The following is a 19,386-nucleotide window of genomic DNA, read 5'->3' on the forward strand; positions in this document are numbered from 1 at the left end:
CCCGAGGGCGTCACTCGCATACCTCGTCGATGGCCGTACGACGTGACAGTCCACCGCCGGAAACGAAGCGGCCCGCCCGGAGCCGAGCTCCGGACGGGCCGCGACGAGAACGGTCAGGTCACCGCTTGGACGGAGTCACGTAGACCCAGGTGGCCGAATTGTCCTTCGCGCTCTTCTCGATCTTGATGGAGACGCCGTAGTTGACGCGCATGTCGCCGGGGTTGCCGGTGCCCAGCGTGATGGCGCCACCGCCCAACGTCATGCCGTAGAACTCCGGCGCCGGCTTCCCGTTCGGGCGGGTCACCCGGGTGGTGTACGCCGCGTTGTTCCGCGAGGGCAGCACGACCGAGGCGTCGCTGTCCCGCGCGTACGGCTGACCGTCACGCATCTCGATGCCCGGGTACCAGCCCTTGGCGTCCGTGAAGGTCTTCACCGCCGGCTCCGCACCGAACTTCGTGCAGTACGCGCTGTACGGCTCGCCCGCCGCCTCCAGGCACTCCTGGAAGGGGTACGTCGGCTTCAGCGAGAACGCCGCGTTCGACGACTGCGGACGGCTCGGCAGGTTGTCCGTCACCGACGGGTCCTTGACGGCCGCCGTCCCCTTGCGCCGCAGCGGGTCGAAGTGCGAGTCGACGATGAGCAACCCGCCCTTCGCGCCGTAGCTGGGCAGCGAGGTGAGCTGCCCGGTGACGTGGTTGACGTCGCCGAGGGCGGTGTCCCGGTACCAGACCAGCATGCCCGGGGCGTTGTACGAGATCCGGTCGACCTTCCACGCGTCGCGCGAGTAGACCGTGTCGTACGCGTACTTCAGGCCCTCGTCGAAGCCGTCGAAGTTGCGCCACTCGGCCAGGTAGTAGTGCGCCTGAACCATGGTGCCGCTGTCGATGTTCCAGCCCTCGCCCGTGGTGTCGACCCAGGTGCCGACGGCGGGGGTCCAGCCGTTGGCGCCGTTCTCGACATCGTCACTCCAGGTGGTGGCGCCGCCGCCGGTGACCGAGAAGTCGTCGGCGAACCAGCCGCGCTCCTCGAAGGCCTCGTCGGTGGCCTGGCGCAGCCGCAGCTGGATGGTCGTGCCCGCGTACGACGACAGGTCGACGTAGTCGTGCCGCCAGCCGTCGGTGCTGCCGGTCAGGCCGTACTTCTTGCCACCGAAGTCGTTCATCCGGCCGTTCGGGTCCGGGTAGTTGTCCGGCGTGGTGACCACGTTGCCGGCCTCGTCGTAGACCTTCTGCTCGGTCCAGGTGGTCCCGCCGTCGGTCGAGACCTCGACGAAGCCGTAGTCCCAGTCCGCCTCGATGACGTAGTTGTTCCACATCCAGAACTTCGCGTCGGCCGCCGCCGGAACCGCCACCGAACGGGTCAGCCTGACGTCGGCCCACTCCTGGTCGTTGCCGCTGTGCCACATGTTCGCGCCGCTGTGCGGCTCGGCCAGCGTGCTGACCTTGTCCGGCAGGTCGATCTTGATGCCGTCCTCGGTGCCGACCGGCGTACGCGAGGTCTGCCCGAGCTCCACGTACTGCGGCCGGGTGCCCGGGGCGACGGTCAGCGGATCGGCCCAGCCGAGCACCCACTTGTCCCAGATACCCATGTGGGTGGGGAGCGCCTGGAAGATCTCACCGGAGTGCGAACCCGAGGCCATCAGGTCCCAGAAGTCCACGTCCGAGTCGGCGTTGCCCGAGGTGTCGTAGAGGTCCGGCAGGCCGAGGTCGTGGCCGAACTCGTGGGCGAAGACGCCCACTCCGGCGTCCTCCGGCTGCACGATGTAGTTCGACACCTGGAGGTCGGTGCCCGGGATGGTGAAGCCGCCCGGCACCGAGGAGGAGTGCGCCCAGACCGCGTAGACGCCCTGCGCGCCGCCGCCGGAGGACTTGCCCTTGCCGGCGTGCACCAGCACCAGGTGGTCGATCACGCCGTCGGGCTCGAAGAAGTTGCCGTCCCCGTCCCGGTCTGCCTGGTCCTCGATGTCGTAGTCGGCCCACGGGAAGTCCGGGTCGGACGTCGCCAGCGTGGTGATCGCGTCGGTGGCGAGCCGGCCGGCGCCGGCCGGGTTGTCCGGGTGGCCGTTCATCGACTGCTCACGCCCGGCGACCCAGTTGCCGTTCTCGTCCTGGAAGCAGCGGTTCGCCGCGTACCAGGCCTCCGAGTGCGGCACGGTGATCCACGGGCTGGCCTGCCCGTCCACCGTGTACGCGCCCTTCGACATCTCCAGGTACATGTTGTGCATGGTGCGGCCGGAGAGGTCGATGCCGCGCTTGCCGTCCGGACCCTTCAGGTCCTTGCGCACCCGCTCGGTGATGCCGGTCGTGGTGTAGAGCATCTTGTCGTAGTGCGCGGGCGAGAAGTCCGGCACCCACATCGTGTTGTTGTCCTCGTAGCCCAGCTTCGCCGGGTTCGGGAGGTTGTTGTGCTTCGGCCCGTTCTGCACCGTGCCGGGGACGCAGGTGCGGTCCTCGAAGACCGTCCGCGGCACCATGACGTCGGTGAAGTCGTCGTTGGCCTGGTCGTTGAACTCCACCAGCAGGGTCAGCAGCTTCGCCTTCTGGGTGCTCGGCGCCTGCTTGATCTTCCGGGGGTTCTTGCCGCTCTTGATCGACTTGGCCTCGATCTTGGCCAGCTCCCGTGCCGTCACGGGGTTGCCGCGAGCGTGCTTGCGGTCGAACTCACGGATCTTCTCGTGGGCCGGGGCGTAGACGCCGTCCTTGCCCTTGACCTCGCGGCCATCCGTGTCCGGCTGAACCTCCGGCTCGGCGTAGTTGATGTAGTACTCGTCGGATCCGATCACCGCCCGCGGTGCCGAGCTGGTCTCGGCGGAGGCGCTGCTCGTCACGGTCAGTGACGTGGCGGCGAGGGCGATGGCGGGCAGCGCGACGAGTAGCCGTCGACGCCCGCGGGACTGGGGTCGTTTGTTCATGCCGCTCCGATCTCGGGCATGGGATGGCGGGACCACGGCCGGCCCGCCATCGATGTGATGTTCATCGAAGCGGGCGCGGCCGGCGTGAACGTAAATCACGAGAGCACCCGAGCGACAGGGGTCGGAGCCCCCTGTGTCCATTCAGCTTTTTTCGGTTCACCCGACCGACCGATGTGACACCGGGTATCGGGTGGTGTCGCAACCCGTAAGAAATGACGGAGGGTGGCGGCCCGTGGGCCACCACCCTCCATCCGGTACGTCAGAGGTCAGTCCTCATCGGACTTGCCACCGCTCATGCCGGACGCGATGAGGTCCATCACCGAGGAGTCCTGGAGCGTGGTGACGTCACCGAGCGACCGGTTCTCCGCCACGTCCCGCAGCAACCGACGCATGATCTTGCCGGAGCGGGTCTTCGGCAGCTCGGGCACGAGCAGGATCTGCCGGGGCTTGGCGATCGGGCCGAGGGTCTTCGCCACGTGGTTACGCAGATCCGCGATGAGCTGCTCGCCCGCCTCGCCCCCGCTCTCCACACTGCCCCGGGGGATCGCGAACGCCACGATCGCCTGTCCCGTCGTCGGGTCGGTGGCGCCGACCACCGCCGCCTCGGCGACCGACGGGTGGGAGACGAGCGCCGACTCCACCTCCGTCGTCGAGATGTTGTGCCCGGACACCAGCATCACGTCGTCGACCCGGCCCAGCAGCCAGATGTGCCCGTCGTCGTCCTTCTTCGCGCCGTCACCGGCGAAGTAGACCCAGTCACCCGACCCGCCGCCCGCGCCGGCCCCGAACCGGGACCAGTACGTCTCGAGGAAACGGTTGTCGTCGCCCCAGACGGTGCGCAGCATCGACGGCCAGGGCTCCTTGAGCACCAGGTAGCCGCCGCCACCGTTCGGCACCGACTGACCCTGGTCGTCCACCACGTCGGCCACGATGCCCGGCAGCGGCGCCATGGCGCTGCCCGGCTTCGCCTCGGTCACCCCGGGAAGCGGCGAGACCATGATGGCCCCGGTCTCGGTCTGCCACCAGGTGTCCACGACGGGCAGCTCGCCCCGCCCGACGTGCTGGCGGTACCAGATCCACGCCTCCGGGTTGATCGGCTCGCCGACGCTGCCCAGCAGCCGCAGCGACGAGAGGTCGTACCCGGCCGGGATGTCCTCGCCCCACTTCATCATGGTGCGGATCAGCGTCGGCGCGGTGTAGAGGATCGTCACCTGGTACTTGTCGACGATCTCCCAGAATCGGCCCTTGTGCGGGGTGTCCGGGGTGCCCTCGTACATCACCTGGGTGGCGCCGTTCGAGAGCGGCCCGTACACGATGTACGAGTGGCCGGTCACCCAGCCGATGTCCGCGGTGCACCAGTAGACGTCGCTCTCCGGCTTCAGGTCGAAGACCGCGTGCGTGGTGTACGACGCCTGGGTCAGGTGGCCGCCGGTGGTGTGCAGGATGCCCTTCGGCCGGGCCGTGGTGCCGCTGGTGTAGAGGATGAAGAGCGGGTGCTCGGAGTCGAACGACTCCGCGGTGTGCTCCGGCGAGGCGGTTTCCACCGTCTCGTGCCACCAGTGGTCCTTCTCCGACCAGGCGACCTCCTGGCCGGTGCGGCGGACCACCAGCACATGGTCCACCGACGGGCACTTCGCCACCGCCTCGTCCACGGTCGGCTTGAGCGCCGACGGCTTGCCCCGCCGGTAGCCGCCGTCCGCCGTGATGACCACCTTGGCGCTGGCGTCCTGGATCCGGTTGGTCAGCGCGTCCGCGGAGAAACCGCCGAAGACCACGCTGTGCGTCGCGCCGATCCGGGCGCACGCCAGCATCGCGGCGGCCGCCTCCGGAATCATCGGCAGGTAGATCGCCACCCGGTCCCCGGCCGTCACCCCCAGCTCGGTGAGGGCGTTCGCCGCCTGGCAGGTGAGCTTGTGCAGGTCGGCGTAGGTGAGGGTGCGGGTGTCACCCGGCTCGCCCTCCCAGTGGATCGCCACCTTGTCGCCCCGACCGGCCTCCACGTGCCGGTCCAGGCAGTTGTACGCCACGTTGAGCCGGCCGCCCACGAACCACTTCGCGAACGGCGCGTTCGACCAGTCGAGCGCCTGCTCCCACTGCTGCGACCAGGTCAGCCGCCCGGCCTGTCGCTCCCAGAAAGCCAGCCGGTCGGCCGCCGCCTCGTCGTACGCGTCGGCCTTCACGTTGGCGTTCGCGGCGAGTTCGGCCGGCGGCGGGAACTGGCGCGTCTCGTTCAGCAAGTTGGCCAATGCCTCGCTCATCCGTGCTCCTCGTCGCTCGGGGTGACCTGAGTCTCGTCAGGAGAGGTTAGTCCGGCTGGCCAGGCGAGGCGACCGCCGGGAGTCCGCCCCCGCGCCCAACGGCCCACGTCGCGCGCCCAACTGCACCCGTGGGTGTGCCCGGCGCGTCCGTCTCCGGTGGTGTCGCTCGCCCCGGCGGCGGTTGGCCGCCGTCGCCCCCACCGGGGTCGCTAGCGTGACGGGGTGACCACCGACCCGCTCGCTCCGCTGCTCGAACTCGCCGACGTCGCCCCCGCCGCGCAGCGGGCCCGGGAACGGTTCGACGAGGCGTTGCGGCACCGCGCGCTGCGCCGGCACGGGGGACAGGTCACCGGCGAGGTGAGCCTCCGGTCCGCGGTGGCCAGCGCCGCCCTCGAGGGGTACGCGTACGACCGCGAGGCGGTCCGCGCGGGTACGGTCACCGACCCGGTGCTCCAGGGCGCGCTGCGGGTCGCCGGGGCGCTGCCCGGGCTGACCGAGCTCTGGCCGAAGGCGCCCCGGCAGGCACTGGCGAGACTGCACGTCCTCGCCGCCCGCGACCTCGTACCCGAACCGGAGCTGGGACGGCCGGTGGCCGATGCCGTGGTCGCCGCCCGCCTGGACAACCTCGCGGCGCTCGTGGCCGGCGGCACCCGGGTCTCCCCGTTGGTGCTCGCGGCCGTGGTGCACGGCGAACTGCTGGCGCTGCGGCCGTTCGCCGGCCCGTCCGGCGTGGTCGCCCGCGGCGCGGCCCGACTGGTGCTGCTGGCGAGCGGCACCGACCCGCGCGGCCTGCTCGCCGTGGACGTCGGCCATCACGAACGGGAACCCGAGTACGTCGGCTCGGCCGGGGCCTTCGCCACCGGCACCCCGGACGGGCTCCGTTCCTGGTTGCGGCACTACATGACGGCGGTCGAGGTGGCCGCGGACGAACTCACCCGGATCGGCGACGAGGTGCTGGCGGCGTCCTGAGAAGGAGGCGATCCGGCCGTCAGCTCCGTCGCGTGGCCCGGTTGATCCTGCCCTGTAGCGCTCGCCGGGCGATCGGACCGAGGTCGTCGACGACCTCGATGAGCACGGCGAGCTGGTCGAGCGCGGACAGCGCCTGGTCGGCGCCCGCGCGGTCCACCCCGTCGTAGAGCTCCAGGCCGATGAACGCGGCGGACACGGCCCGGGCCAGCCCGGGCACGTCGGCGACCTCCGCGAACGGGGACCCGTCGAGGAGCCGGAGCAGGACGATCTTGATTGCGTCCACCCAGAGCTGGAGCGACGCCGCCGTGGGCGCGGCGAGCCGTTCGTCGCCCTGTGCGCCGGCCAGCATCTGGGCCAGGATCGAGACGTTGCCCAGTTCCCGTTCCTGCTCGTGCAGCTCGCGCCCGACCGCGAGCAGCTCCCGGAGGGAGCGGACCTGCTCCAGGCTGGCCGACCAGTGCCGCACCCGCTCGGCGGTACTCGCCCGGCAGGCGGCCGTGAGCAGGTCGTCCACGGTGCCGAAGTGGTAGAAGACGAGCGCCTGGTTCACCCCGGCGGCCGCGGCGATGGTACGGGCCGACACACCGGCGATGCCGTACTGGCGGATCGCGGTGATCGTCCCGTCGAGCAGCCGTTGCTTGGTGTCGGACATCGCTCTCCTCGCCGACTCGCCGGATGGGGCGGTGCGATCATCGCATCGCTGACCAGCTGTGCCAGCCAGGTGATCCCCGGCAGTCGCAGCGTCCAGCCCACCAGGGCCCAGCCCAGGTTGACGTGTTCGAGTGCGCGGGCGACGGCGGCCACCCCCCGATCCGTGTGGCCGTCGCCGCCCGCGTACCCGGCCCGCCACAGCACCTGCGGGTGCTCCGCCGCGGGTGCGATGGTGAGGTTCACCGGGGCCCGGCGGTCGAGGAAGCGCCAGACCGCCGCGCAGGGGCCGCAGTCGTCATCGAGCCAGAGGACCGCGGAAGCGCCGGTGGCATACGGTCGCCAGCGCGGCCACCAGTCGTGCACCTGCCGCCGATAGTCCCGCCAACGCAGGCCGTACCGCCTCGCGAGGTCGTGTTCCTCGTGTGGCCGGGCCACGGCCGCGCTGAAGGCGACCGCGGTCACCGCCACGGCCACGAGCGCCGGGCTTCGGGTGGCCGCGGCGACGACCAGGACGAGCGTCACCGCGCCGAGCTGCATGGGGTTCGCCAGGTAGGCGTAGGGGCCGGTGGTGACGAGCCGGCGGGGCGGGTCCCACGGGTAGGGCGTGCCGCCGCCCCGGGCCGCGAATTCGCGCACCGCCGCGAGTGCCGGTGCGGCGACCAGCAGTCCAACCTGGGCGACCAGCAGCAACAGGGGCATGGGCATCGCGCTGAGCCGGGCCCACGACCCGCCGCCCAGCTCGAAGGCCAGCGTGGGTAGGAACCACAGCAGCATCGCGCTGAAGAGACCGACCTGGAGCAGCGTCCGCGTACGCAGGTGGCGGCGATCGGCGCTGCACCTGCCGAGCAGCTGCGCCGGCAGGGCGACGGCGATCAGGCCGACCGCCTCGCCGACCAGCCAGTGCGGTCCGAGCCGGACCAGTGGCGTCAGCGCGGGCATCGCGACCGCGTCGAGCCAGAGCAGCAGGCCGAGCGTGAGCGGCAGCGGGAGCACCCGGCGCAGCAGAACGGGCAGTGGGCCCCACAGGGCAGCCCAGCCGATCCACAGGTCGACCGGCATTCCGCGCCAGGCGCCGCCGACCGGGGCGAAGGCGAACCAGCCGGCCAGCCGGGCGGCGTCGTTGAGGGCGGCGATCCCGATCATGCTGACCACGAAGGCCAGCAGAGCGGCGGCTCGGGCGTCGCGACCACGCTCGAACCCTGCGGCTGCGAGCACCGCCAGCAGCGGTACCGCCAGGGCGAGATAACGGGCAGCCGTCATCGCAGCGTCATCATGTCGAGCAGGTGCTCCACGCCCTCACCGAGCAACGCGTTCTGCAGGGGACCGAAGTACCAGGACGGGTCGAGACCACGCTCGTACCGCACGGTGACGCGGATCTGCGTACGGTCGGATCCGGCGGGCTGCCAGCGCAGGTCGGCGTGCCGCCACGTCAGCCAGCGGCCCGTGATCGAGGTGTCTTCCACGAAGCGGAAGCCGAGGTGTCCAGGCTCGTTGACCTCGACCTCGGCGAGCAGGTGGCCGCCCGGGCCATGCGCGCTGCCGTGGTATCCGAAGGCCCAGCGATCTCCTGGCTCCACGCCGTCGCCGACGACGTGCCCGGGTGTCGGAACGCCGAGCAGCCGCAGCGATGCGGACCGGATGGCGGCTGGTCGCGGCCCGGCCGCGATGCGGGCCGCCACCTCCTCGGGCGGCAGGCCGACGACGCGGGTCACCTCGACGGACTGGACGGGGTCGATCCGCGGCCCGATCCCGCTACCTTCCAGGCCGGGCAGGAGCAGCAGCGGTACGGCGATCACGGCGTACGTCCGTGAGGAGCGACGGACCGCCCGGATGAGTGCGGTGCTGCCGTGGGCCACCGCGTAGACCAGCGGCGCGGCGAGTAAGACGCAGATCGCGCCCTCGTGCAGCGCCACCGCGGCCAGCAGTAGCGCGATGGTGGTGACGCCGAAGACCCGGCCGTGGGACGTGCGCCCGGGGGTGAGGGCGAGCGCCGCGGCCAGGATCACCGGGAGCGCGACGAAGAGCAGGGCGCTGTCGGCGTGGCCGTCGCGTACCGCCACCGTGAAGACCATCAGGCCGAAGGCCGTGATCAGACCGGCCAGGATCCAGTTGGCGATCGTTCTTTCCGGCTTCGGCTCGTCCTGCTCCGGCTTCGGCTCGTCCTGCTCCGGCTTCGGCTCGTCCTGCTCCGGCATGTTTCCTCCCCGTGTTTGAGCACTCGCTCAAGACGGAAGCATAGGGAGATTTGAGCGAGTGCTCAAGTGGGTTGACGGCGGCGCAGCCGGCTGTGGGCCGGGCGCGGTCAGGCCTTCGTGGCCGGGGCCGTGGATTGCACGGCTCGGTGCCGGACGGGTGAGGTTGCGCCGCGACGGGTCGCGATGGACTCAGGGCCTTCCGGTCTGTTTCGCACGGCATGCGCAGCACGCCTGGCGGCGGCCGTCAGCGCTGGGTGCGCCGGCTGGCCGGCGGTCGCGCGGTGGAGGAGCCGGTAGGTGTGAGCCCGCGGTGGAGGTGCCGGGCCGGAAGTGGCGCGGTCGGGTGCCCGGCATGACAGTGGTGCGGTCTTCGTGACCTGACCGCCCGGGTGGCGGAAGGGGGTCGAGTCAGGTGGCGGTGGAGTCCGCCCGGGTGCGCCGGTGTCGCCCGTACCAGGCGATGCCGATCGCCACCCCGACGCCGACGCCGAGCGCCGCCGCGGCCACCGGCACCGCCGGACGCTCGCGCAGCCGCCGGCCCAGCGGAATCGGGTGGCGGAACTCCAGCACCGGCCAGGCGTTCTCGGTGGCGAGCCGGCGCAGCTGCCGGTCCGGGTTCACCGCGGTGGGATGACCGACGCACTCCAGCAGCGGCCGGTCACTGTACGAGTCGGAGTAGGCGTACGAGTCGGCCAGGTCGTAGCCCCGCTCCTCGGCGAGCCGGTTCACGCCCTCGACCTTGCTCGGGCCGGCCGCGTAGAACTCGACCTCGCCGCTGTACCGGCCGTCCTCCACCGTCATCCTGGTGGCGATCACGTCGGTAATCCCGAGCAGTTCACCGATCGGGCGGACCATCTCCTCGCCGGAGGCGGAGACCAGCACCACGTCCCGCCCGGCCGCCTGATGCTCCTCGATGAGCGCAGCCGCCTCGGCGTACACGTACGGATTGATCAGCTCGTGCAGTGTCTCCGCGACGATCTGGCGGACCTGCTCCACCGGCCAGCCCTTGCACAGTGTCGCCAGGTAGTCCCGGGTGCGAGCCATGGTCTGCTCGTCGGTGCCGCCCAGCCGGAACATCAGCTGCGCGTACGCCGACTTGACCACGTCACGACGTGTGATCAGCCCGTCCCGGTAGAACGGACGGCCGAACGCCAGCGCGCTCGACTTGGCGATGACGGTCTTGTCCAGATCGAAAAAAGCGGCACCTCGGCCCACGGCGCGAAAGTCTAGTCCGATGGTCTATGGTCGGCGGGTGCCCGGGGTCCAATGATCGCCAGATCGGCGGCCGGACCCGGTCACCTCTGCGCACCGTGACCGCGATCACACTCTGCGAAAACAAATTCGCGGGGAGTGGAGTGAACACCACTCGACGTAACAGGTCCGCTCAGGCAGACTTGTCCGCACGACGAGTGCTCATATCCGACAGTAGGCAGACCCTCAGCGGTTGCACCCCCCGTGACCGCTGAGTTGGTTCGGCTCGACCCCCCCGGAGCCGAACCTCCCGACGACCCCCGTCTCCCCCCGACGGGGGTCGTCCCTTTGTGGGTCAAGCGCTGCGGCCCAGGTCACAGCCCCTCCTCGTCCTCGTCGAGGGTGCTTTCCGAGTTTGTTCCCTCTGCAGGAGTCAGCAGATCGTCAGCAGGCAACGTGAAGGCATCCAGGACCCGGACCGCGTAGTCGTCCGGGGTGTGCGTGTAACGGTTGAGCGTCGTTGACGCCTGCTCGTGGCCCATGACATCTAACGAAGGGCCACGGCGGCACTCGCGGCAGGAGTGGTGTGCGGGTAGGTACTGCTGGGTCACGCCCCGGTCAGTCGCAGGCGGAGCAGGCGGGTACCCAGGCTGACCACCCCGCTGCCGGCCGCCGTGCCTACCAGCACCAACATCGCGCCTACCCCCCACAGCCCGCTGTCATCGCTCGACGCAGCCTGCACGGCCCAGGGAACCGTGAAGGCGACCGCCATCACCGGCGCGACCAGCCAGGGGCTGAGCCACCAGCCGCCGGCGGCGGCGATCACGGCAAGCGTGAGCACGCACCCGGCTACCTGCCACACCGCGTACGGGCCGCTGACCGCGCCGGTCTCCGGGTCGGTCCGGTAGCCGGTGTTCCAGCTCAGCCAGGCGAGCCAGGTGCCGACCGTCGCCGCCGCCAGGAGCGGGCCGCCGAGCAGGGTTAGTTGTGCGCCGGACGGTACTGATTGGAAATGCGTCGTCATGTTCCCGCTCCTCCACGTCCACGCCGGCCTCGTGTCTGAGCCCTCGTACCTGTCGACCGGGGCCCCGGTACCTCGCGAGAATCATTACGTCATCAAGGCTCAAAGTCAGCAAGTAGTCATCGAGACGCGCGGCGACGAGCAGCGAACGCCGGCACAGAACAGGAGATCGTTCACTCCAACGCCAATCGCCGACATCGATCAGCGAAGGTCCACTCGACAGCGCGAGACCGCAGCTCCCGACGGGGTCGCCCCTCTACGGGTTGCGCCACGCGGGGCGTGTCGTGTCGCCGTGCTCAGAAGCGGCCGGCCAGCGCGAATCCGACGAAGATGGCGAGGGCGAGGGGGAGGGCGGCGACCAGCGCGAGCGCCCGCCTGCGGTTCGCTCCGCTGATCAGTACGACGGCCAGAACGCCGAGCCCGGCGTCGATGGCGACGTTCCACTCCGCACCCGAGGGATAGTTCGGATCCGCGACCTTGCCGACGAACCGCGCCGCCTCCTCGAAGAGTGCCGCGGCAGGCAGCGCGGTCCCGAGGACCCCGCGCCACCCGGCCGCGCGCGCCCAGGTGCCGCCGATGCCGAAGACGGTGCCGGCGAGAACGCCGAAGAGCATCCAGACCAGCGATGCCGGGGCCCACACCGCGGCCAGGTCGTCGCCCTGCAGGAGGGCCGCCGCGACGTAGTAGCTGGGTACCGCTGTGACGAGCAGGGCGGCGGCGCCGAGCGCCGCGCGTAACCAGCCCGACCGGATCCAGTAGCCGAGGACGAAGGCGGCGACCGCCCAGGTGGCGGTGGAGTTGCCCAGCTCCGCGAAGGGGTACGGCACCCACTTGATCCACACGAAGTCGAGGAATCCGAGCAGGAGACCACCCATCGGCGCGATGAGAGCCACCGTTCGATGATCAGGCCGCACGGGCAGAGCATACCCAGTATTCACCGGCGGCTGTCCGGCGTCCCCGACGCACGACCGGGCGGCGCTTCCGCCGAGCGCGGACGGTGTCTGTGCGGACCGAGCAGGGCGTGCGGCACGAGGCTTGGCAGATCCACTGCCGGGGCGGGCGTTGTCCACAGCGGGAACTGTTGTCCACAGCCAACTCCGTCCGGTGGCAGCCGCGGCCTGCGCGGCCGGTGCAGGTGCCGTTGCCGTCAGCCCAACCAGCGCACCCCTTCGGCGATCCGCACCAACTCGGGCGTCGGGTTGGCCGGTTTCGGCAGCTTTCGGTGGAGCGACACCGGGTATCTCGTCGAAACCGTGAGTTGGCCGCCGTGGAATCCGTCGACCACGACGATCCCGTCCTCGTTGAACCGATGGGCGGGACGTCCCTGGATGTCCGCGATCCGCTCGCCCTGCTTCAGCGGCAGATAATCGCCCGGCGGGTTCGAGGTCCAGGAGATGCGATACCCGGCGCCGTCGTCGAACTCCAGGAATTCGCCGATTACGCCGTCCTCCGTCGTCGAGGTGCTCGTCGCGCCGATGATCCGGCCCGAGCCATCCTGGTAGGTCACGGACGCGCCGTCTCCGTCTCGCCGCAGATTTGCCAGACGCTGCCCGGGCGGAAGGTACGTCGGGGCGAACGGGGCGTTGAGCGACTCGGTGGGCGTCTCGCTGATGTGCTCGGCGATCCGGCGGGCCGTCGCCTCCAGCCCGGCCGTCGCCCTCGCCCCCGGCATGCCGACGCCGTACTCGACGGAGACCCAGCGCCCCGACGGCAGCGGAAATTTGACGAACGTCCGGGTCGCACGGGTCACGAGGTAGCCGGCCTCGCCGTTGACGGTGACCGGTTCCCATCCTCGCGTGTTCCGGGGGCCCTGCCAGCCCGACTGGTCGATCGAGACGCTCAGGTAGGGGCCGTCGTACATCGGGTAGAGGACGCTCTGCGCGGTGGGGCCGCAAATTCGGCTGGGCTCGACCAGTCCCTCCGGCAGCCAGCCGAGGCTCAGCCGGCACTCCTGAGGTGGCACCGGGCCGGTCTGCGCGTTTGCCGCCAGGTTGTCGGCGGGGCGGGACGCAGGCTGCTCGGGCCGGGCGACCAGCACCGCCGTGCCGCTCACCGCCAGCAGGGTGAACGCCGCGAGGCCGGCGGACGCATACCGCCGTCTCCGGTGGCTGCGGGCGATGCCCGCCCGTACGCCGGCCATGACCGCGTCGGCGTCCGGCGTGTGGCGCTCCCCCTCGGCGAGTGCCCGGTTCAGTCTTGCGTTCATCGGCTCTCCTCCAGTTCCAGCTCAAGCCGCAGCGCGGCGAACGCGCGGGCCCGGTAGACGCGCACCGAGGCGACGGCGCACTGCAACACCTCGGCGATCTCGCCGTCGGAAAGGTCCTCGTAGTAGCGCAGTACCAGTACGGCCCGGTGCCGAGGCGGCAACGTGGCCAACCGGCTCCACAGGTCGTCGCGCTCGGCATGACCGACGGCGTGGTCGGGGCCGTGCTCGTCGACCGGCCGCCGGGCCTGCTCCAGCGCGGCCCGCCGCGCTCGGCGTCGGCGCAGCGACAGGTACTCCGTGAAAACCATCCGGCGCAGGTAGAGATCCGGACGGTCCATCCGGGCGATGCGCCCCCACCGCGCGTGCGCCCGAATCAACGCGTCCTGCACCACGTCCTGCGCGAGGTCCCGGTCGCCGGTCAGCACGGCCGCGTAGCGGGACAGCGCCGGCAGCCGAGCGGCCATCACCTCGTCGAAGCTCTCCACTCTCGTACCTCCTGCCCCATGGAACGTCACGAGCGCCGAAGGATGTGACACCGCTCGGCCGTCGCCGTCGCCGTCGGCTGCGGACGCCGCCTGGGCCGGGCGCGACTTCATTTAGCAGATCCATTGCCGGGGCGGGCGTTGTCCACAGCCGGCGCAGTTGTCCACAGCCGACCGCCGTGGGGCGGCCGGCGGCCCGGATCGCGAGCAACGTCTCGGGCAGCACTTCGAGCCCTGACCGCTGGAGGCCGCGATGCCACCCCGTACCTCCGTCCCGTCACCCGGCCGGCGCCCGCTGGTCGTCACCGGTGACGGCGTACTCCTCGACGACCTGCTCCGGCTCGCCGCCGCCGGTGGTGCCGAGGTGGACCTCGCCCCCGATCCGGCTGCCGCGCGCACCCGCTGGCTGCCGGCGCCGCTCGTGCTGGTCGGCGTCGACCAGGCACAGCCCTGCCTCCGGGCCCGCCTGCCGCAGCGCCAACACCTGGTCCTGGTGGGCCGCGCCGGTGAGCTCGATCCCGGCTGGCAGGTGGCCGAGCTGATCGGCGCCGAGCACGTCGCCACCCTGCCCGCGGCCGAGCCGTGGCTGGTGGACCGCTTCGCCGAACACGGCGCCGACCCACCGGGAGCCGCCGCCCGGATCGTCGCCGTGCTCGGCGGCCGGGGCGGCGCCGGGGCGAGCATCCTGGCCGGGGGGCTCGCCGTCACCGCGGCCCGTACCCGACTGCGGACGCTGCTGGTGGACGCCGACCCGCTCGGCGGCGGGCTCGACCTGGTCCTCGGCTGGGAGCAGCTGGACGGGCTCCGCTGGCCGTCGCTCACCGACGCCGACGGCCGGGTGGACGCCCCCGCGTTGGTCCGGGCTTTGCCCCGCCGCGGCGACCTGGTGGTGCTCTCCTGGGATCGGGGTGACCTGCTCGCCCTGCCGGCCCCGGCGATGGCGGCCACCCTCGACGCCGCCCGGCGCGGCCGCGACTTCGTCGCCGTCGACCTGCCCCGGCAGCTCGACGACGCGGCCGTCCTCGCCCTGCAGGCCGCCGACCGGGCCTACCTGGTCGTCCCGGCGGAGCTGCGCGCCATCGCGGCGGCGTCCCGGGTCGCGGCGGCCGCCGCCCTGCACTGCACCGACCTCTCGGTCATCGTGCGCGGGCCGGCCCCCGGGCGGCTGCGGGCCGGTGAGGTGGCGCGGGCCCTCGGACTTCCGCTGGCCGGCACGCTCCGACCCGAGCCCGCCATCGTGCGGGGGCTGGAGCGGGGAGAGGCACCGGCCGCCACCGGGCGGGGGCCGCTGGCCACCCTCTGCCAGCGCATCGTCGCCGAGCTCACCGGCGCGCCCACGGCCGGTGCGGCGTGAGCGGCCGGTCGGACGGCGGTCTCCCCGCCCGGGTGCGGCAGCGGATGGCCTCCTCCGCGACCCCGGTCACCCCGGCCGCGATCGTCTCCGCCGTCCGCGCCGAGCCCACCGCCGCTGTCCTCGGTGACACGGCGGTGCTGCGGATGGCCGACCGGGTACGCGACGAGCTCGTCGGCGCCGGTCCGCTCGCCCCGCTGCTGGCCGACCCGGAGGTGACTGACGTGCTGGTCAACGGCGTCCGGGTGTGGGTCGACCGGGGGCAGGGCCTGCATCAGGTGGCGGTCCCGCTCGGCTCGGTCGACGACGTACGGCGGTTGGCGCAGCGGCTCACCGCGAGCGCCGGCCGGCGGCTGGACGACGGCTCCCCGTACGCGGATGCCCGGCTCGCCGACGGCACCCGGCTGCACGCCGTCCTGCCTCCGGTGGCGACGGACGGGCCGTACCTGTCGCTGCGCACCTTCCGGCAGCGGCCCTTCACCCTGGACGAGCTGGTGCAGCACGGCACCGTGCCCCGATCGGTCGCGCCCGTGCTCTCCGCCGTGGTGGCGGCCCGGCTCGCCTACCTGGTGACCGGAGGCACGGGGTCGGGCAAGACGACCCTGCTCAACACTCTGCTCGGGCTCGTACCAGCGACCGAACGGATCGTGCTGGTGGAGGACGCCGCCGAGCTGCGGCCGAGGCATCCGCACGTGGTCGGGCTGCAGGCGCGAACCGCCAATGTGGAGGGATCCGGGGTGGTCGGCCTGGCCGACCTGGTCCGGCAGGCGCTGCGGATGCGACCCGACCGGCTGGTCGTCGGTGAGTGCCGAGGCGGCGAGGTGGTGGATCTGCTCGCCGCTCTGAACACCGGCCACGACGGTGGTGCGGGGACGCTGCACGCCAACGCCCCGACCGACGTGCCGGCCCGCCTGGAGGCGCTGGGAATGCTCGGTGGGCTGCCGCGTGCCGCGCTGCACGCCCAGGTCGCCGCCGCGCTGCAGGTGCTCCTGCAGGTGCGCCGCAGTGACCGCGGTCGGGTGCTGGAGTCGGTCTGTCTGCTACTGCCCGGGGAACCGGACCGGTTGATCACGGTGGTGCCCGCCTGGGCGCGTGGACGTGGCGCGGGCCCGGCCGCCCGGGCGCTCGCCACGCTGCTGCGCGAGCGGGACGTGCCGGTGCCGCCGATCCTCAGCGAGCCCTGGCCCGGATCGGCGGGGCCGGCATGAGCCCGGCGCTCTGGTCGACGCTGGCGCTGCTGGTGGCGGCCGTCCTGGTCGGTTGGCCGCTGCGCGGCGCCCGGGCCCGCCGCCGCGCGGTGGTGTCCACGATCGGCGGCGCGGGACGTCGGGCACGCCGCTCGGCGGACGAGGCGCTCATCGCCTGGGTCACCGAACTCGGGAACACGTCCGACGACCCTCCTGGGTCGCTGAACGCCCGACCCGGGCAGCGCACGGGACCGGGCGGCGTCGTTCCGCCCCGTGACGTGACGGCCGGGGCGAGCCGCACCGCCGAAGCCGCGCCGTCCGTGGTGCGGTCGCAGCCGGCGGCGTCGCCCCGGCACTCGACGGCTGACGCGGACGCTGCCCCGCCCGGCCAGCCGGCCAGCGGCGACCGACCTGGCGTGCCCAGCGGATGGTCGGGCTTCGACACCGAGCCGAGCCCGGTGACAGTCCCCACCGACGCCGCGCAGGAGACGGCCGGCCGGCGCTCCGCCCGCCGTCCGCATCAACCGGGCCAGGCGTCACCGGTCGGGTCGGGCCGCCGCGAGCGGGCAACCGGCCACGGCGGCAGCGCGGGGTGGCCGCCCGGCCGGGACGTGGCCCCCCGCGGGTCCCGCCCCACCCGGCAGGGCCCCGGGCCGGGACGGGCGCCCGGGCCGTCGAGCCCGCCCGCCAGACGGGACGCGAGGGGTCCTGCGGGGCTGGGTGGGACTCCGGAGCCGAGCGTCACCCTCCAACGCCAACCGGGCGCGACACCGTTGAGCGGCGGTCCCCGTTGGGGTCGCGTGCTGGGTCGGGCACCTCGGCGCACGCTGCTCCTGACCGGGCTGGCCGGTGCCGGTCTGGGCGGCCTGCTCGGCGGCCCGGTCGCCGCCGTGGCGCTGGCGGCGTACGCACTTCTGGGCATGCGCGCGGCCATTCGGTGGAGTGCCACCCGGCACGTCGAGCAGGCTCGCCGGCGGCGGCTGGATCAGCTCTGCGGATTCGCCGCCGATCTGCGGGCCGGGCTTCCGGTCCCGCCGTTGAGCGACCCCGCGGAGCAGCCCGACGGGCCGGACCGTCTTCACCGGCTCGCGTCGGCCGCCGTGCGGCTCGCCGACCGGACCGGCGCGCCGCTCGCCGACCTGGTCGAGCGGATCGAGGCCGACGCCCGGTCGACCGATCGAGGGCTCGCCGCTGCGGCCGCGCAGGCGGCGGGGGCACGAGCCACCGCCTGGCTGCTGGCAGCACTTCCGCTCGGCGGCATCGGGCTCGGGTACGGCATCGGCGTCGATCCGGTCCACGTGCTCCTGCGCACGCCGATCGGGGGCGCCTGCACGGTGCTCGCCGTCGCTCTCCAAGCCGCTGGGCTCTTCTGGGCCGAACGGCTCAGCGCCGCACCGGCCCGGGGTGCCTGATGTCTCGGGCCGTCCTGGCTGCCGCTCTCCTGGCCGCGGCGGCCCTACTCGCCGCGACGACGGGCCGCCGGCCGCTGGACCGGCTTCGGGCGCTCCGCGACTCCCGCCCGCCCGGGTCAGCTCTGCCGCACGACGAGTCGGGGGCGCGTCGGTGGTGGCTCGGGTTCGGCCGCCCGGCGCGGTCTTCAGGGGGCAGCACGGTGAGCGCGGGCGGTCCGGCGGGCGACGGTGCCGGCTCCGAACGCGGACGGCGTCCCGACCTGATCCGGCTGGCCTCGGTGCTGGGCGGTCTGGCGGTCGTCGTGGTCGCGGGCAACTGGCTCGGTCTGCTCGCCTCCGTGCCGGCCACGATCCTGCTGGATCGGCTGCTACGCCGGATCGAGCCGCCCGCGGACCGCAACCGTCGGCTCCGGGAGGCAGCCGACCTGCCACTCGCTGCGGATCTGCTGGCCGCGGCGATGCGTGCGGGGGCACCCGTGGACAGGTCGGTGCTCGCGGTCGCCGAGGCGTTGGACGGCCCGCTCGCGACTCGACTCGGAAGGGTCGGCCGGACGCTGCTGCTCGGCGGTGGACCGGAGGAGGCGTGGTCGGCGCTCGACGGGGTGCCCGGCGCGGAGCGGGTGGCCGCTGCCGCGTACCGGTCGTCGAACAGCGGTGCGGCGCTGGCCGGCGCGCTGACCCGGCTCGCCGACGACCTGCGCGCCGACCGGGCCACCGCCGCCGAGGCGTCGGCCCGGCGGGCAGGCGTGCTCATCGTGCTGCCGCTGGGGCTCTGCTTCCTGCCGGCTTTCATTCTCGCCGGCCTGGTGCCGGTGATCGTCGCCGTTCTCGGCGACGTGCTCTGAGAAACATCGAGGAAGGGGTACGAACGTGCGCAAACTGCTGGCCCGCCTGCGCGGGGACGCCGGGATGAACACCGCCGAGTACGCCGTCGGCACGCTGGCGGCGGTCGCCTTCGCAGGCATCCTGCTGAAGGTCCTGACGTCTGGGAACGTCCAGTCCGCGTTGACGGCCGTCATCGACCGGGCGCTCAAGTGATCCGGCGCCGGCCGGCCGGCCGTGACCGGGGTTCGTTCACCGCCGAACTGGCGGCCGGCCTGCCGGCGCTGCTGTTGCTCCTACTCGCCGGGCTGACGGCCGTCGACGCGGTCAGCACCCGAGCCGGTTGCCTGCACGCGGCGCGGGAGGCGGCCCTGGCCGCCTCCCGCGGCGAGGACGGTCCCGCCGCCGGGGCCCGGGCAGCTCCCGCAGGATCGGAGTTCACCGTCACCACCGGCGGCGGGCGGGTGCAGGTGACCGTCCGGGCGCCGGTCCGCGCGCTCGGCGCTCGGCTGCCCCGGATCACCGTGACCGCGACCGCGGTGGCCGCGATCGAGCCCGGTGCGGCCGAAGCGGCCCCGTCGTGAGCTGCCCCGACCAGCGGCCGAACGTCACCGGCGCGGAACACCGGCATCGCGGAGGCGGACCCCTCGTGATCCCCGCGAGGCGCGGGCCGGCGGCCGGCGCCGATCGCGGGGGCCCCGGTCCATGGCGTGGAAAGGGCGTGGGTGCC

The 19,386-nt window shown here is 72.7% G+C and carries 17 protein-coding genes and 1 pseudogene; 7 read left to right on the forward strand and 11 right to left on the reverse strand.

The annotated features are described in order from the left end of the window. Positions 1–118: 118 nt before the first annotated feature. On the reverse strand, positions 119–2,911 hold the full coding sequence (locus tag D7044_RS15225) for an immune inhibitor A domain-containing protein (protein WP_120689330.1): 2,793 nt from the start codon (positions 2,909–2,911) through the stop codon (positions 119–121). A 266-nt stretch (positions 2,912–3,177) separates the two neighbouring features. Beyond that, positions 3,178–5,169 (reverse strand): acetate--CoA ligase, encoded by a 1,992-nt coding sequence (acs, locus tag D7044_RS15230; protein WP_120689331.1) that lies wholly within the window; start codon positions 5,167–5,169, stop codon positions 3,178–3,180. 222 nt (positions 5,170–5,391) lie between these two features. Here acs and D7044_RS15235 point away from each other — a divergent pair, with 222 nt between their 5' ends. Further along, positions 5,392–6,138: a Fic family protein gene (locus D7044_RS15235; RefSeq protein WP_120673691.1), complete on the forward strand. Its 747-nt coding sequence runs from the start codon at positions 5,392–5,394 to the stop codon at positions 6,136–6,138. A gap of 19 nt (positions 6,139–6,157) precedes the next feature. Here the strand turns inward: D7044_RS15235 and D7044_RS15240 are convergent, their stop codons facing one another. From D7044_RS15240 to D7044_RS15280, 9 genes are all read right to left on the reverse strand, one after another. Continuing rightward, on the reverse strand, positions 6,158–6,790 hold the full coding sequence (locus D7044_RS15240; protein WP_120673690.1) for a TetR/AcrR family transcriptional regulator: 633 nt from the start codon (positions 6,788–6,790) through the stop codon (positions 6,158–6,160). Continuing rightward, positions 6,685–8,049: a methyltransferase gene (locus D7044_RS15245; protein ID WP_120689332.1), complete on the reverse strand. Its 1,365-nt coding sequence runs from the start codon at positions 8,047–8,049 to the stop codon at positions 6,685–6,687. The genes D7044_RS15240 and D7044_RS15245 overlap by 106 nt, the downstream gene beginning before the upstream one ends. Beyond that, complete coding sequence (locus D7044_RS15250; RefSeq protein ID WP_120689333.1) at positions 8,046–8,984, reverse strand: SRPBCC family protein; 939 nt, start codon at positions 8,982–8,984, stop codon at positions 8,046–8,048. Before D7044_RS15250 ends, D7044_RS15245 begins: the two co-directional genes overlap by 4 nt. Before the next feature lie 408 nt (positions 8,985–9,392). Continuing rightward, the gene (locus tag D7044_RS15255; protein ID WP_120673687.1) at positions 9,393–10,199 is read right to left on the reverse strand and encodes an HAD family hydrolase; all 807 of its coding nucleotides are present in this window, start codon (positions 10,197–10,199) and stop codon (positions 9,393–9,395) included. Between the two features lie 350 nt (positions 10,200–10,549). Next, on the reverse strand, positions 10,550–10,717 hold the full coding sequence (locus tag D7044_RS15260; protein ID WP_199716633.1) for a hypothetical protein: 168 nt from the start codon (positions 10,715–10,717) through the stop codon (positions 10,550–10,552). Between the two features lie 65 nt (positions 10,718–10,782). Further along, positions 10,783–11,199, reverse strand: coding sequence for a hypothetical protein (locus D7044_RS15265; protein ID WP_120673685.1), 417 nt, complete (start codon positions 11,197–11,199; stop codon positions 10,783–10,785). Positions 11,200–11,492: 293 nt separating this feature from the next. Further along, on the reverse strand, positions 11,493–12,089 hold the full coding sequence (locus D7044_RS15270; protein WP_233564996.1) for a DUF6518 family protein: 597 nt from the start codon (positions 12,087–12,089) through the stop codon (positions 11,493–11,495). Between the two features lie 254 nt (positions 12,090–12,343). Continuing rightward, a complete protein-coding gene (locus D7044_RS15275; RefSeq protein WP_120689335.1) occupies positions 12,344–13,402 on the reverse strand; it encodes a hypothetical protein in 1,059 nt (352 codons plus the stop codon). Then, entirely contained in the window at positions 13,399–13,887 is a 489-nt protein-coding gene (locus D7044_RS15280) for a SigE family RNA polymerase sigma factor (protein ID WP_267901611.1), read from the reverse strand. Before D7044_RS15280 ends, D7044_RS15275 begins: the two co-directional genes overlap by 4 nt. 250 nt (positions 13,888–14,137) lie before the next feature. Between D7044_RS15280 and ssd the strand changes: the two genes are divergently transcribed. The 6 genes and pseudogenes from ssd to D7044_RS15310 all read left to right on the forward strand — a co-directional run bounded on the left by ssd (position 14,138) and on the right by D7044_RS15310 (position 19,240). Continuing rightward, on the forward strand, positions 14,138–15,238 hold the full coding sequence (gene ssd, locus D7044_RS15285) for a septum site-determining protein Ssd (protein ID WP_120673684.1): 1,101 nt from the start codon (positions 14,138–14,140) through the stop codon (positions 15,236–15,238). Further along, positions 15,235–16,443 (forward strand): TadA family conjugal transfer-associated ATPase, encoded by a 1,209-nt coding sequence (locus D7044_RS15290; protein ID WP_120673683.1) that lies wholly within the window; start codon positions 15,235–15,237, stop codon positions 16,441–16,443. Before ssd ends, D7044_RS15290 begins: the two co-directional genes overlap by 4 nt. 611 nt (positions 16,444–17,054) lie before the next feature. Further along, a pseudogene (locus tag D7044_RS15295) lies at positions 17,055–17,834 on the forward strand (type II secretion system F family protein); the annotation flags it as partial. Then, the gene (locus D7044_RS15300; protein ID WP_407663301.1) at positions 17,834–18,679 is read left to right on the forward strand and encodes a type II secretion system F family protein; all 846 of its coding nucleotides are present in this window, start codon (positions 17,834–17,836) and stop codon (positions 18,677–18,679) included. The pseudogene D7044_RS15295 and the gene D7044_RS15300, both read left to right, overlap by 1 nt. A gap of 64 nt (positions 18,680–18,743) precedes the next feature. Then, positions 18,744–18,872: a DUF4244 domain-containing protein gene (locus tag D7044_RS15305; protein WP_208418639.1), complete on the forward strand. Its 129-nt coding sequence runs from the start codon at positions 18,744–18,746 to the stop codon at positions 18,870–18,872. Beyond that, positions 18,869–19,240: a TadE family type IV pilus minor pilin gene (locus D7044_RS15310; protein WP_120689337.1), complete on the forward strand. Its 372-nt coding sequence runs from the start codon at positions 18,869–18,871 to the stop codon at positions 19,238–19,240. The genes D7044_RS15305 and D7044_RS15310 overlap by 4 nt, the downstream gene beginning before the upstream one ends. Positions 19,241–19,386 lie beyond the last annotated feature (146 nt).

Origin of the sequence: Micromonospora musae (genome assembly GCF_003626635.1) — a bacterium.
GTDB classification, from domain to species: Bacteria; Actinomycetota; Actinomycetes; order Mycobacteriales; family Micromonosporaceae; genus Micromonospora; species Micromonospora musae.

Bases quoted from the DNA above. Each gene is read 5' to 3' on its own strand.
- D7044_RS15245 (WP_120689332.1), bottom strand. From the start codon at position 8,049: ATGACGGCTGCCCGTTATCTCGCCCTGGCGGTACCGCTGCTGGCGGTG.
- D7044_RS15240 (WP_120673690.1), bottom strand. From the start codon at position 6,790: ATGTCCGACACCAAGCAACGGCTGCTCGACGGGACGATCACCGCGATC.
- D7044_RS15305 (WP_208418639.1), top strand. From the start codon at position 18,744: ATGAACACCGCCGAGTACGCCGTCGGCACGCTGGCGGCGGTCGCCTTC.
- D7044_RS15250 (WP_120689333.1), bottom strand. From the start codon at position 8,984: ATGCCGGAGCAGGACGAGCCGAAGCCGGAGCAGGACGAGCCGAAGCCG.
- D7044_RS15275 (WP_120689335.1), bottom strand. From the start codon at position 13,402: ATGAACGCAAGACTGAACCGGGCACTCGCCGAGGGGGAGCGCCACACG.
- D7044_RS15300 (WP_407663301.1), top strand. From the start codon at position 17,834: ATGTCTCGGGCCGTCCTGGCTGCCGCTCTCCTGGCCGCGGCGGCCCTA.
- ssd (WP_120673684.1), top strand. From the start codon at position 14,138: ATGCCACCCCGTACCTCCGTCCCGTCACCCGGCCGGCGCCCGCTGGTC.
- D7044_RS15225 (WP_120689330.1), bottom strand. From the start codon at position 2,911: ATGAACAAACGACCCCAGTCCCGCGGGCGTCGACGGCTACTCGTCGCG.
- D7044_RS15265 (WP_120673685.1), bottom strand. From the start codon at position 11,199: ATGACGACGCATTTCCAATCAGTACCGTCCGGCGCACAACTAACCCTG.
- acs (WP_120689331.1), bottom strand. From the start codon at position 5,169: ATGAGCGAGGCATTGGCCAACTTGCTGAACGAGACGCGCCAGTTCCCG.
- D7044_RS15260 (WP_199716633.1), bottom strand. From the start codon at position 10,717: ATGGGCCACGAGCAGGCGTCAACGACGCTCAACCGTTACACGCACACC.